The sequence below is a fragment of the Pseudomonas sp. LAIL14HWK12:I1 genome (assembly GCF_003202095.1).
Taxonomy (GTDB): domain Bacteria; phylum Pseudomonadota; class Gammaproteobacteria; order Pseudomonadales; family Pseudomonadaceae; genus Aquipseudomonas; species Aquipseudomonas monteilii.
The window spans coordinates 24570-38191 of the sequence record NZ_QJKG01000004.1; the positions used below are offsets into that span (position 1 = coordinate 24570).

A 13622-nucleotide genomic window follows, 5' to 3' on the forward strand; every position below is an offset into this window, starting at 1 on the left:
CGGCCGGGGAGGCCAGCATGAAAAAGATCCTTCTGCTCAATGGTGGTAAACAGTTCGCTCACTCCGATGGCCGCCTCAACGCGACCTTGCACGAAGCGGCCATCGCTCACCTGGACCGCGCCGGTTTCGATGTGCAGGAGACGTTCATCGACGGCGGCTACGACGTACAGGCCGAAGTGGAGAAGTTCCTCTGGGCCGATGTCATCATCTATCAAATGCCGGGGTGGTGGATGGGCGCGCCCTGGACCGTGAAGAAGTACATCGATGAAGTCTTCACCGCTGGCCATGGCAGCCTTTACGCCAACGATGGCCGCACCCGTTCGGACCACTCGCAAAAGTACGGCAGCGGTGGTTTGGTACAGGGCAAGCAGTACATGCTGTCGCTGACCTGGAACGCGCCGAAGCAGGCATTCGATGACCCTGCCGATTTCTTCGAAGGCAAGGGTGTGGATGCGGTGTACTTCCCGTTCCACAAGGCCAACCAGTTCCTCGGCATGACCGGCCTGCCAACCTTCCTGGCGGTAGATGTGATGAAGCGCCCGGATGTACCGGCGGCACTGGCGGCTTATGAAGCACATCTGGACAAGGTGTTCGGCAAGGCGATCTAATCCAGGCAAGTAGCTGCCGCAGGCCCGAATGTGAAAACCCGATCCGAAGAACTCCAGGTGTTCGTCGCCGTCATCGACTGCGGCTCGATCTCTGCCGCTGCCGAGCAGATGGGCCAGACCCCGTCCGCCGTCAGCCGTACCTTGTCGCGCCTGGAGGGCAAGCTCGGCACTACCTTGGTCAACCGCACCACCCGGCGTATGGACCTGACCGAGGAAGGACGCTTTTTCCTTGAGCGTTCGCGGCAGGTACTGGAGCAGATGGACGAGATGGAAGAGCGCCTGTCGATGAACCGCCAGACCGCTACCGGGCGGCTGCGCATCAATGCGGCCGCGCCGTTCATGCTGCATGCCATCTTGCCGTGGATTGGCGAGTTTCGCCGCCAGTACCCGGGTATCGAGCTGGAGCTTAACACCGACGACCTGATCATCGACCTGCTGGAGCAGAGCACCGACGTGGCGATCCGCATCGGTGAGCTGGCCGACTCCAGCCTGCACGCACGCAACCTCGGTTGCAGCCCGGTGCAGGTGCTGGCCAGCCCGGTTTACCTTGAGCAGCACGGTACACCGCAGCAGGTCGAGGATCTGGCCAACCATAGCCTGCTGGGTTTCAGCCAGCCCGAATCGCTCAACCAGTGGCCACTGCGCCATGCCCAGGGTGACCGTTGGAGCATTCGCCCGGCGCTGATCGCCTCCAGTGGCGAGACCCTGCGCCAGCTGGCGCTGGCCGGCGAGGGCATCGTCAGTCTGTCGCACTTCATGACCCACGAGGACATTCGCACCGGGCGTCTGCAGGTGCTGCTGAGCGAGGCCAACAATGGCTACCGCCAGCCGATTCATGCGGTGTACTACCGCAACACCCAGCTGGCATTGCGTATCCAGTGCTTCCTCGATTTCATCCAGCGCAAGCTGGCGATGTACGCCTGCTGAGTTGCCTGAACGCGACATATCCTGTCCGCAGACGGCGAAACTTCCTACGTGTTATTGCGCAGTCGAACCGCTTCGGCCTTACTGACTGCTCAACAAAAACAACACCAAGGAAGTGTCATGCGTATTGTTCCATTCCAGTACCTGGCTCTCGCAGCCGCGATCCTGAGCTGTTCCTCGGTTTACGCCGCCACGCTGGAGGGTGGCGCGGTGGCGGCCCCCGATCAATATGGTGCACAGGTGGCTGCCGATATCCTGAAAAAGGGTGGTAACGCGGTGGATGCCGCGGTGGCCACTGCCTTCACCTTGGCAGTGACGTACCCCGAAGCCGGTAACATTGGTGGTGGCGGGTTCATGACCCTGTTCGTCGACGGCAAGCCTTACTTCCTCGACTACCGCGAAGTCGCGCCAAAGGCCGCCACGCGCAACATGTACCTCGATGACAAGGGCGAAGTCATCGAGAACCTCAGCCTGGTCGGGGTGCGTGCAGCAGGTGTGCCCGGCACCGTGATGGGCCTGTGGGAGGCCCACAAGAAGTTCGGCAAGCTGCCCTGGAGCGAGCTGCTGACCCCGGCCATCGGCTATGCGAAAAATGGCTTCAAGGTGGCGGAAAAGCAGTACCAGTACCGCAACGATGCCCAAGGCATGTTCAAGACGGCGACCAATTTCAACGACTACTTCGGCAACATGAAGGTCGGTGAACTGTTCAAACAGCCAGAACTGGCCCAGACACTGGAACGTATCGCTGACAAAGGCGTGAGCGAGTTCTACCAGGGCAAGACCGCCGACCTGTTGGTGGCGCAGATGCAGGCTGACAAAGGCCTGATCACCAAAGAAGACCTGAAGGACTACAAGGCCGTATGGCGTGAGCCGATGGCCGTGAGCTGGCGTGGCAATGTGGTCTACACCGCGCCACCGCCAAGCTCTGGCGGTGTGGCCCTGGCCCAGCTGCTGGGCATCAAGGAAGACCGTGCGGCGGACTTCAAAGGGGTGGCGCACAACTCGGCGCAGTACATCCACCTGTTGGCCGAGATCGAGAAGCGCGTGTTCGCCGACCGTGCCGACTACCTCGGTGACCCGGCGTTCACAAAGGTACCTGTGGATAAACTAGTGGCCAAGGACTACCTGGCCAAGCGTGCCGCGCAGGTCAACCCGAACGCCATTTCCGAAACCGACAAGGTCAAGCCGGGCCTTGAGCCGCACCAGACCACGCACTTCTCCATCGTCGACAAGCAGGGCAACGCGGTCAGCAACACCTACACCCTCAACCTCGACTACGGCAGTGGCGTGGTGGTGAAGGGCGCAGGCTTCCTGCTCAACGACGAGATGGATGACTTCAGCGCCAAGCCGGGGGCGGCGAATGCCTTTGGTGTGGTGGGTGGCGATGCCAATGCCATCGAACCGGGCAAGCGTATGTTGTCGTCAATGAGCCCTAGCCTGATGACCCGCGATGGCAAAGTCGAGCTGGTGATCGGTACGCCGGGTGGCTCGCGGATCTTTACCTCGATCTTCCAGGTGATGAACAACCTGTACGACTACGGCATGCCGCTGGACAAGGCGGTGGCGGCGCAGCGCGTGCACCATCAGTTGCTGCCCAAGGACACTATCTACTTTGATGCCTATGCGCCGTTGACCGGGCCGGAGGCTGACAAGTTGAAGAAGATGGGTTATGTGCTGGAGGATCAGGGCTGGGAGATGGGTGATATCCAGGCGATCCGGGTGGACGGGGCCAAGCTGGAGACCGCTTCCGATCCACGTGGGCGAGGTGTGGGCATAATCGTGAAGTAAGCAGTCGCTTGTGCCGGCCCATCGCCGGCAAGCCAGCTCCCACAGGTGTGCCGCTGCCCTTAAGGCTTGCATTGTCCCTGTGGGGGCCTGGCTTGCCGGCGATGGGCCGCAAAGCGGCCCCAAAATCTTGAGGTCAGACGCGGAACTGGCTGACCAGCGTCTGCAACTGCCCACCCAGCCGCGCCAGTTCCACACTGGACGCCGCTGTCTCGTCACTGGCCGCTGCCGTCTGCTCCGACACATCACGTACATTCAGAATGCTGCGGCTGATCTCTTCAGCCACCGCGCTCTGCTGCTCTGCCGCCGCCGCAATCTGCTGGTTCATCGACTGGATGCTCGACACCGTGCTGGTGATGCTCTCCAGCGACGCCCCGGCCTTGCGTGCCAGCTCGACGCTGCTGTCGGTGAGGGTACGGCTGCCCTGCATGGCGTTCGCCACTTGCTGGGTGCCATGTTGCAAGCTGGCAATCAGCTCTTCGATTTCTTCGGTGGACTTCTGCGTGCGCTGCGCCAGGCCGCGCACTTCGTCGGCAACCACGGCAAATCCACGCCCGGCCTCGCCAGCACGCGCCGCTTCGATCGCAGCGTTCAGCGCCAGCAGGTTGGTCTGTTCGGCCACCGACTTGATCACGTCCATCACGCTGCCGATCTTCTGGCTTTCCTGCTGCAGCAGGTTCATGGCTTCGGTGGAGCGGTGCATGTCTTCGGCCAGGCGCTCGATCTGGCCAATCGCCTCGCCCACCACGCGATCGCCGGCACGGGCTTCGTCGTCGGCACCGGTGGCGGCATGCGAGGCCTGCTCGGCGTTGCGTGCCACTTCCTGAACGGTGGCAGCCATTTCGTGCATGGCGGTGGCCACCTGATCGGTCTCGACCTTCTGGCTGTTGGCGCCCGCGCTGGTCTGTTCGGTGACTGCCGACAGCTCTTCGGCGGCGCTGGCGATCTGGGTGACGCCATCACGGATGCCAGTGATCAGCTCGCGCAGGGTGGTGCCCATGCGTGCGATGCCTTGCTGCAACACGCCCAACTCATCGCGGCGGGTGACGCGCAGGTGCTGGGTAAGGTCGCCGCTGGCGATCTTTTCCACTGCTCCCAGGGTTTCACGCAGCGGGCCGGTGATCTGGCGGGTGATCAGCACCGCTGCCAGCACGCCAACCAACAGCGCCAGCAACGTGGCGATGGCCTGCAGGCTGCGGGCCTGGGTGCTTTCGATGTCGCGGCGCTCCAGCTGGATCTGGTACAGCGCATCGCTGCGCTTGACGATGTCGGCGCCCTGTACGGTCATTTCGGCGCGTGAGGTGGTGATGTCGGCGACTGCGTCGCGGAATTGGCGTACGGCGTCGCGGTAGGCCTGTACCGAGCGCTCGAACTGTTGCAGACGAGCGTCTTCGGCGGGCAGCTGGCGCTTGAGGTTGTCGACGTCGGCCAGCGCTGCGTCCAGCTGGCGCAGGGCGGCTTGTTCGTTGGCGGCGGTGTTGTCGGCAATGTAGCCGCGCACGTCGATGCGCACCTGCAACAGTTGCTGGCGAGCCTTGCTGATCAGCTGGTATTGGGCCAGGCGTACGCTGTCGGCCTCGGGGCGTGCCATGACTTCCTGGCTGAGCACATCCATGGCCTGGTCGGCGCGGGTGGCCGAGCTGTCCATCGCCGCACGCGCATTGCGGGTGGCGTCGTAGCCCTGGCGCATCTTGTTCAGCGACAGCTTGTAGGCGCTGATGGTTTCGCCCAGTTCATTCAGCAGCTTGATGTTTTCCGGGCTCTTGAAGGTGCTGGCCAGGTAAGCCTGTTGCTTGCTGAAGGCGTCCAGTTTGGTCTGGGTGTTGGCGGCGGCGGCATCGTCGCCGTTGGCGATCATGTACTGCAGGCGCGCAATGCGCAGGTCGGTGAGGTCTTTGTTCAGCTGGCCGATGTCGCCCATCCAGTTGCTGCGGTCGATCAGGCTGCCCAGGCTGGTCCAGCCGGTGAGGGCCAGCAGGCCGGTGAGTACCAGCACCAGGCCGAAGCCCAGGCCGAGTTTGAGGTTGACGCTGATGTTGGCGAACCAGCTGTTCATGCACGCTCTCCAGAAGTAGTTTTCGCTCTCTTGATCTTCGATCGCCAGGCGTTGTTGTTCTGGATGCCCGCTGATTCGTTCAGGGATTATCGGCAATGATTGCGGAAGCTGAAACGCTTTTTCAGCAGATTTGTAACTGGATAAATTGGGGCTGCAAAGCGGCCCCGATCAGTATCAAAGGTTACGCGCACTGAAGGTGTCGCAACTGTTCACCTCGCCTTGGGCAAACCCGGCCTTGAACCAGCGCACCCGCTGCGCCGAAGTGCCATGGGTGAACGAGTCAGGCACTACGCGTCCGCGACCTTGCTGTTGCAGGCGGTCATCGCCAATGGCATTGGCCGCGTTCAAGGCTTCTTCGACGTCACCCGGTTCCAGCCAGTTCAGGCGCTTTTGGGCCTGGTAGGCCCACACGCCGGCCAGGCAGTCGGCTTGCAGTTCCTGGCGCACCAGCAGGCCGTTGTCGCCTTCCATGCGCTGGCCGTTGCGGCGCGCGGCATCCACCTTGGCCGAAACGCCCAGCAGGGTCTGCACATGGTGGCCGATTTCGTGAGCGATCACGTAGGCCTGGGCAAAATCGCCAGCGGCAGCAAAGCGGGTTTCCATTTCGCGGAAGAACGACATGTCCAGGTACACCCGCTGGTCTGCCGGGCAATAGAACGGCCCCACTGCCGCCGAGGCGAAACCACAGGCTGAATTGACCTGGCCACTGAACAGCACCAGCTTGGGGTCGCGGTACTGTTTGCCGGCTTCGGCAAACAGGGCTTTCCAGGTGTCTTCGGTGTCGCCCAGGATCGAGGCCACGAACTCGGCCTGCTGGTCATTGGCCGGTGGCGCCTTGCCGCCCGCACCACTCGGTGCAACCTGCGTCTGTTGCTGTTCCATCTGGCCGGCGAGCTGGCCAAGAATCTGCAACGGGTCCTGCCCGGTGAGCCAGCCGATGCCGACGATCAGCAGGATCGCCCCAAGCCCCAGCCCCTTGCCGCCGCCGAAACGCATGCCGCCGCCACCGCCACCTTCGCCTCGGGCATCGACCACGTTGTCGCTGCGTCGGCCTTTTCGCCATTCCATGAGTGCTCTCCCGAGCGTGAAACAAGAAGACAAAGATTAGTTCACGACAGCGGCAGGTGTCAGGCCAAGGTGTTAACCCATAACCCAATGGTTATGTGAGAGAGGGCTGATTTCAATATTCATCGCGCGCGACATGCCTGAAACTGCAAGTCCGCCTGCCACGCCCAGGCGTTCACATAATTCCAAGAGAGGAAACCGGCATGCCCGCACAGGACAACAGCCGCTTCGTGATCCGTGATCGCAACTGGCACCCCAAAGCCCTTACGCCTGACTACAAGACGTCCGTTGCCCGCTCGCCGCGCCAGGCACTGGTCAGCATTCCGCAGTCGATCAGCGAAACCACGGGGCCAGACTTTTCCCACCTGGGCTTCGGTGCCCACGACCATGACCTGCTGCTGAACTTCAACAACGGTGGCCTGCCGATCGGCGAACGCATCATCGTTGCCGGCCGCGTGGTCGACCAGTACGGCAAGCCTGTGCCGAACACCCTGGTGGAGATGTGGCAAGCCAACGCCGGCGGCCGCTACCGCCACAAGAACGACCGCTACCTGGCTCCGCTGGACCCGAACTTCGGTGGCGTTGGCCGTTGCCTGACCGACCGTGATGGCTACTACAGCTTCCGCACCATCAAGCCAGGCCCGTACCCATGGCGCAACGGCCCTAATGACTGGCGCCCGGCGCACATCCACTTCGCCATCAGCGGCCCGTCGATTGCGACCAAGCTGATCACCCAACTGTACTTCGAGGGTGACCCGCTGATCCCGATGTGCCCGATCGTCAAGTCGATCGCCAACCCGCAAGCCGTGCAGCAGTTGATCGCCAAGCTCGACATGAGCAACGCCAACCCGATGGACTGCCTGGCCTACCGCTTCGACATCGTGCTGCGCGGCCAGCGCAAGACCCACTTCGAAAACTGCTGAGGACCCCGCCATGCCAATCGAACTGCTGCCGGAAACCCCTTCGCAGACCGCCGGCCCCTACGTGCACATCGGCCTGGCCCTGGAAGCGGCCGGCAACCCGACCCGCGACCAGGAAATCTGGAACCGCCTGGCCAAGCCAGACGCGCCGGGCGAGCACATTCTGCTGATCGGCCAGGTGTATGACGGTAACGGCCACCTGGTGCGCGACTCGTTCCTGGAAGTGTGGCAAGCCGACGCCAATGGCGAATACCAGGATGCCTACAACCTGGAAAACGCCTTCAACAGCTTTGGTCGCACCGCCACTACCTTCGATGCCGGCGAGTGGACGCTGCACACGGTCAAGCCGGGCGTGGTGAACAACGCGGCTGGCGTGCCGATGGCGCCGCACATCAACATCAGCCTGTTTGCCCGGGGCATCAACATTCACCTGCACACGCGCCTGTACTTCGATGACGAAGCCCAGGCCAACGCCAAGTGCCCGGTGCTGAACCTGATCGAGCAGCCGCAGCGGCGTGAGACGTTGATTGCCAAGCGTTGCGAAGTGGACGGGAAAACGGCGTATCGCTTCGATATCCGTATTCAGGGGGAAGGGGAGACGGTCTTCTTCGACTTCTGATACAAACCCTTGGGGCCGCAACGCGGCCCCAGCGTTCTATCAGTTAACGCCGAACCAGCAGAACCCCACTCTCCATATGGTGGGTATAGGGGAACTGATCAAACAACGCACACCGTTCGATACGGTGGGTGTCCTGCAACTGGGCAATGTTCGCCGCCAGCGTTTCCGGGTTGCACGAGATGTACAGAATGCGCTCGAAACGTCGGGTCAGCTCGCAGGTGTCCGGGTCCATCCCCGCGCGCGGCGGGTCGACGAACACGGTGCCGAAGTCGTAGCTCTTCAGGTCGATGCCTTCCAGGCGACGGAACGGCCGCACCTCATTCAGTGCCTGAGTCAGCTCCTCTGCCGACAAGCGCACCAAACGCACGTTATCCACAGCGTTCTCGTCGAGGTTGCTCAGCGCGGCATTGACCGAGGTCTTGCTGATTTCGGTCGCCAGCACCTGTCGCACGCGGGTGGCCAGCGGCAGGGTGAAGTTGCCGTTGCCGCAGTACAGCTCCAGCAAATCGTCTTCACGCTCGCCGATGGCTTCGAACGCCCAGCTCAGCATCTTCTGGTTCACCGCACCGTTAGGCTGGGTGAACGCGCCTTCCGGCTGGCGATAGCTGAACACGCGGCCAGCCACGTCGAGTTTTTCCACCGCGTAGTCGCGGCCAATCACCAGGCGTTTGCCTTTGGAGCGGCCAATCACGCTAACACCCAGCGCTTCGGCCAGTTGCCGTGCGGCCAGTTCCCACGCCTCGTCCAACGGGCGGTGGTAGCACAGGGTGATCATCGCATCACCGGCCAGGGTGGTCAGGAACTCCACCTGGAACAGGCGGTTGCCCAGTTCCTCGCTGGCCTGCCAGGCCGCCTTCAGGTGCGGCATCAGCGCATTGATGCGCTGGCTGGCAATGGGGAAATCCTCGATCAGGATCGCCTTGTGCTTCTCGCCCGGGGCGAACATGGCGTAGTGGCGCTGGCCGTCCTCGCGCCACAGGCGGAACTCGGCGCGCAGGCGGTAGTGCTCGCGTGGCGAGTCGAAAACAGCCGGCTCCGGCGCGCCGAAGGGCGCCAGCAGCTCGCGCAGCCGGGCCACCTTGGCATCCAGTTGGGTGGCGTAGGAGGAGGGGTCGAAAGCAGCACTCATGCGTTGAACCAGCCCAGCTTGATGACGAACAGGATGGAAAGGATCACCAAGGCCGGGTTCAGGTCGCGGTGGCGGCCGGAGATCAGCTTGACGGCGGTCCAGGAAATGAAGCCGAAGGCGATGCCGTTGGCGATCGAGTAGGTCAGCGGCATGGCCAGGGCAGTCACCACTACCGGTGCGGCTTCGGTAACGTCGTCCCAGTTTATTTCTGCCAGGCCCGAAGCCATCAGCACCGCGACGAACAGCAACGCCGGGGCAGTGGCGAAGGCTGGCACGCTACCGGCCAGCGGCGCGAAGAACAGCGCCAGCAGGAACAGCACGGCAACCACGATGGCGGTCAGGCCAGTGCGGCCACCGGCGCTCACACCTGCAGCGGACTCGATGTAGCTGGTGGTGGTCGAGGTGCCCAGCAGCGAACCGGCCATGGCGGCGGTGCTGTCGGCGATCAGCGCGCGGCCCATTTTCGGCATGTGGCCGTCCTTGCCCATCAAACCGGCGCGCTTGGCCACGCCGATCAGGGTGCCGGAGTTGTCGAACAGGTCGACGAACAGGAAGGCGAAGATCACGCTGACCAGGCCTACGTCCAGCGCACCGGCAATGTCCAGTTGCAGGAAGGTCGGTGCCAGCGACGGCGGCATGGAGACGATGCCGCCGAACGGCGTCACGCCCATCACGATCGAGGCGATGGTCACCGCCAGGATGCCGATCAGCACGGCACCGCGCACTTTCAGCGACTCCAGGCCCACGATCAGGAAGAAGCCCAGGGTAGCGAGGATCGGCGCTGGCTGCTTGAGGTCGCCGAGGCCCACCAGGGTAGCCGGGTTATCGACGACGATGCCGGCATTATGCAGGGCGATCAGCGCCAGGAACAGCCCGATGCCGGCGGCAATCGCCGAGCGCAGCGGCAGCGGGATGCTGTTCACGATCCATTCGCGGATGCGGAAGATCGACAACAGGAAGAACATCACCGCCGACAGGAACACCGCACCCAGCGCCACTTGCCAGGTGTGGCCCATGTGCAGCACCACGGTGTAGGTGAAGAACGCGTTCAGGCCCATGCCCGGCGCCAGGGCGATCGGGTAGTTGGCGATCAGGCCCATGGTCACCGAGCCGATGGCTGCGGCCAGGCAGGTGGCGACGAAGATCGCGCCTTTGTCCATGCCGGTCTCGCCGAGGATGCTCGGGTTGACGAACAGGATGTAGGCCATGGCCAGGAAGGTGGTGACGCCCGCGAGAATCTCGGTGCGCACATTGGTGTTGTGTGCTTTTAGTTGAAACAGCCTTTCCAGCATGCCCGCTCCCCAAGGCGCCCCCGGCGCCATGAATGTATCGACCCCATCAGCAAAGCACAGACCGTACCGGTTGCCGTGGTTTTGTGTGGGGAGGAAAAAAGCCGCGCATGATACCAGCATGCTCGGCGGGGGCCTATGGCCGTTGGGAATGGGATTTTCTCAAGCCTGTGCGGCCTCTTCGCGGTTTTACCCGCGAAGAGGCCGCACAGGTTAGCGCTCAGTTGTTATGCAACCGATCCCGCTTGGCCAGTGTTGGGAACAGTCTTATCCACACCCCGGTCACCACCAATGTGCCCACTCCGCCCATCACCACCGCTGGCACTGTGCCAAACCAGTGCGCCGTCACCCCGGATTCGAACTCGCCGAGCTGGTTCGAGGCACCAATGAACAACCCGTTCACCGCGCTCACCCGCCCGCGCATTTCATCCGGCGTTTCCAGTTGCACGAAAGCCCCGCGAATCACCATGCTGATCATGTCCGCCGCGCCCAGCACTACCAGCACTGCCAGCGAGAACCAGAACGAGGTCGACAAGCCGAAGGCGATGGTCGCCACGCCGAACACCCCGACTGCCGTGAACATGGTGCGCCCCACATTGCGTTCGAACGGGAAGCGCGCCAGCCATACCGACATCAGCAATGCGCCCACCGCCGGGGCCGAACGCAAAAGGCCAAGGCCCAGCGGGCCGGTCAGCAGGATGTCCTTGGCGAACACCGGCAGCAGCGCGGTGGCGCCACCCAGCAGAACGGCAAACAGGTCCAGCGAGATAGCACCGAGGATGTCAGGCCGGCTGCGGATGAAGCGAATGCCGGCCAGCAGCGATTCGATGCTGGCCCGCCCGCGCTGCACGACCTGGCCGCGTGCCTGCAGGCTCAGGGTGAGCACGCAGGCGATGGCATACAGGGCCACGGTGGGGCCATACACCCAGATACTGCCAAAGGCATACAGGAAGCCGCCCACTGCTGGCGCCACGATGGTCGCCGATTGGGTGGCTGACGCTGACGCCGCCACCGCCCTTGGGAACAGCCCAGGCGGCACCACGTTGGGCAACAGTGCCTGGGTCGCCGGCATTTCGAACGAGCGTGTGGCACCCAGCAGGAAGGCGAGGGCGAAAATGAGTTCTCGGGTGACGTTGTCAGTCGCGCTGCCCACCGCCAGCGCCAGGGCGATCAACCCCTGCAGGCTCTGGCACAGGGCGGCGACTTTGCGCCGGTCGTAGCGGTCGGCTACATGCCCGGTGTGCAGCATGAACAGCACCCGTGGTGCAAATTCCACCAGGCCGACCAGGCCCAGGTCCAGCACGTTGCCGGTCAATTGATAGAGGTGCCAGCCAATGGCCACGGTGAGCATCTGGAAGCCGCTGGCGGTAAACACGCGGGCCAGCCAGAACGCCAGGAAAGGGCGGTGGTGACGTAACAACTGCGGTGCGGAATCAGACATCGGAAACCAGGGGCCTCGGCGCAGTAGAGGGGGTGCGCAGCGTATCATCTGTTTGTAACAACCGGTTACTGTTTGCCCGGATCGGCACTTTTTCACACCTAATGAAAGAGGGTGGGGCAACCGGTCACGCGGCAATCAGCCACACGGCTTGCCGGGCAATTCGGGACTATGCTTCCTAACATTCGTTGATCTGGATCAATCGTTCCAGATTCAACGAATAGGCCCTTTTGGCCGGAATCCCTGCGATCGAACAGAACAATTCCAACACGCCGTACTCGACCCAGTGGGGGCAGTGGGCGACTGGGGCCACAAGCCCGGACGCCGGATTATCTGAAGAGGAAGCACCATGTTCGGAATAGAGGCCCTAGAGCTCGCCCGAATGCAGTTTGCCTTTACCGTGTCGTTCCACATCCTGTTCCCGGCCATCACCATTGGCCTGGCGAGCTACCTGGCAGTCCTCGAAGGCCTCTGGCTTCGGACCCACAACCAGGTCTACCGTGACCTCTATCACTTCTGGTCGAAAATTTTCGCCGTCAACTTCGGCATGGGCGTGGTCTCGGGCCTGGTCATGGCCTACCAGTTCGGTACCAACTGGAGCCGCTTCTCAGAGTTCGCCGGCGCCGTCACCGGGCCATTGCTGACCTACGAGGTGCTGACTGCCTTCTTCCTCGAAGCGGGCTTCCTCGGCGTCATGCTGTTCGGCTGGAACCGTGTAGGCCGCGGCTTGCACTTTTTCTCCACCTGCATGGTGGCACTGGGCACGCTGGTATCCACCTTCTGGATTCTCGCCTCCAACAGCTGGATGCAAACCCCGCAAGGCCACGAGATCATCGATGGCCGGGTGGTGCCGGTGGACTGGTTTGCGGTGGTGTTCAACCCCTCGTTCCCCTACCGCCTGATGCACATGGCCACCGCTGCGTTCGTCTCCACGGCGTTCTTCGTCGGCGCCTCGGCGGCCTGGCACCTGCTACGCGGGCGTGACAACCCGGCGGTGCGCAAGATGCTGTCGATGGCCATGTGGATGGCGCTGATCGTCGCCCCGATCCAGGCCGTGATCGGCGACTTCCATGGCCTGAACACGCTCAAGCACCAGCCGGTGAAAATCGCTGCCATCGAAGGCCACTGGGAGAACGTACCCGGCGAGCCGACCCCGTTGATCCTGTTCGGCATTCCCGACATGAAGGCCGAAACGACGCACTTCAAACTGGAAATCCCGGCGCTCGGCAGCCTGATCCTCACCCACAGCCTGGACAAGCAGGTGCCGGCAATGAAGGAATTCCCGCCTGAGGACCGGCCCAACTCGACCATCGTCTTCTGGTCGTTCCGAATCATGGTCGGGCTTGGCTTCCTGATGATCTTCGTCGGCCTGTGGAGCCTGTGGCTGCGCAAGCGTGGCACGCTCTACACCTCGCGCCCGTTCCTGTACCTGGCGCTATGGATGGGGCCTTCCGGGCTGATCGCCTTGCTGGCCGGCTGGTTCACCACCGAGATCGGCCGCCAGCCCTGGGTGGTGTATGGCCTGATGCGCACGGCGGATGGCGTGTCCAACCACAGTTATGCACAGCTCGGCTTCACCCTGGTGGCGTTCGTGGTGGTGTACTTCGCCCTGTTCGGTACCGGCCTTGGCTACATGATGCGCCTGGTGCGCAAAGGACCGCAGACCGGCGAAGGTGACGAACACACACCGGGCGGCCCTGGCCAGAAACGTACGCCGGCGCGGCCGCTGTCTGCCGCCGATGATGGCCATGAGGCCAAGACTGCCAGCCTGAGCAAGGAGGACTGAGCC

Annotated in this window: 11 protein-coding genes; 6 read left to right on the forward strand and 5 right to left on the reverse strand. The window is 62.9% G+C overall.

The features are described 5' to 3' along the window. Window positions 1–17 precede the first annotated feature (17 nt). From D906_RS12010 to ggt, 3 genes are all read left to right on the forward strand, one after another. A complete protein-coding gene (locus tag D906_RS12010) occupies window positions 18–608 on the forward strand; it encodes an NAD(P)H-dependent oxidoreductase (RefSeq protein ID WP_025754007.1) in 591 nt (196 codons plus the stop codon). A 30-nt stretch (window positions 609–638) separates the two neighbouring features. After that, entirely contained in the window at window positions 639–1535 is an 897-nt protein-coding gene (locus D906_RS12015) for a LysR family transcriptional regulator (protein WP_025754006.1), read from the forward strand. Window positions 1536–1652: 117 nt separating this feature from the next. Then, on the forward strand, window positions 1653–3320 hold the full coding sequence (gene ggt / locus D906_RS12020) for a gamma-glutamyltransferase (RefSeq protein WP_019098806.1): 1668 nt from the start codon (window positions 1653–1655) through the stop codon (window positions 3318–3320). Window positions 3321–3453: 133 nt separating this feature from the next. On the opposite strand, the gene D906_RS12025 is transcribed toward ggt, so the two are convergent. Then, entirely contained in the window at window positions 3454–5373 is a 1920-nt protein-coding gene (locus D906_RS12025) for a methyl-accepting chemotaxis protein (protein ID WP_025754004.1), read from the reverse strand. 174 nt (window positions 5374–5547) lie between these two features. Next, the gene (locus D906_RS12030; RefSeq protein ID WP_016713442.1) at window positions 5548–6441 is read right to left on the reverse strand and encodes a neutral zinc metallopeptidase; all 894 of its coding nucleotides are present in this window, start codon (window positions 6439–6441) and stop codon (window positions 5548–5550) included. A gap of 200 nt (window positions 6442–6641) precedes the next feature. Between D906_RS12030 and pcaH the strand changes: the two genes are divergently transcribed. Continuing rightward, window positions 6642–7361: a protocatechuate 3,4-dioxygenase subunit beta gene (gene pcaH, locus D906_RS12035; protein WP_009682255.1), complete on the forward strand. Its 720-nt coding sequence runs from the start codon at window positions 6642–6644 to the stop codon at window positions 7359–7361. A gap of 10 nt (window positions 7362–7371) precedes the next feature. Beyond that, window positions 7372–7977: a protocatechuate 3,4-dioxygenase subunit alpha gene (gene pcaG, locus D906_RS12040; protein ID WP_012274187.1), complete on the forward strand. Its 606-nt coding sequence runs from the start codon at window positions 7372–7374 to the stop codon at window positions 7975–7977. 43 nt (window positions 7978–8020) lie between these two features. Here pcaG and trmA read toward each other — a convergent pair whose 3' ends face one another. The 3 genes from trmA to D906_RS12055 form a co-directional block, all read right to left on the reverse strand. Further along, window positions 8021–9106, reverse strand: coding sequence for a tRNA (uridine(54)-C5)-methyltransferase TrmA (gene trmA, locus D906_RS12045; protein ID WP_027615364.1), 1086 nt, complete (start codon window positions 9104–9106; stop codon window positions 8021–8023). After that, window positions 9103–10398: an NCS2 family permease gene (locus tag D906_RS12050; protein WP_019098809.1), complete on the reverse strand. Its 1296-nt coding sequence runs from the start codon at window positions 10396–10398 to the stop codon at window positions 9103–9105. The genes trmA and D906_RS12050 overlap by 4 nt, the downstream gene beginning before the upstream one ends. Before the next feature lie 217 nt (window positions 10399–10615). Then, window positions 10616–11836, reverse strand: a complete 1221-nt coding sequence (locus tag D906_RS12055; protein WP_016713448.1) for an MFS transporter — start codon at window positions 11834–11836, stop codon at window positions 10616–10618. Window positions 11837–12182: 346 nt separating this feature from the next. Here D906_RS12055 and D906_RS12060 point away from each other — a divergent pair, with 346 nt between their 5' ends. Further along, complete coding sequence (locus D906_RS12060; RefSeq protein ID WP_025754001.1) at window positions 12183–13619, forward strand: cytochrome ubiquinol oxidase subunit I; 1437 nt, start codon at window positions 12183–12185, stop codon at window positions 13617–13619. Window positions 13620–13622 lie beyond the last annotated feature (3 nt).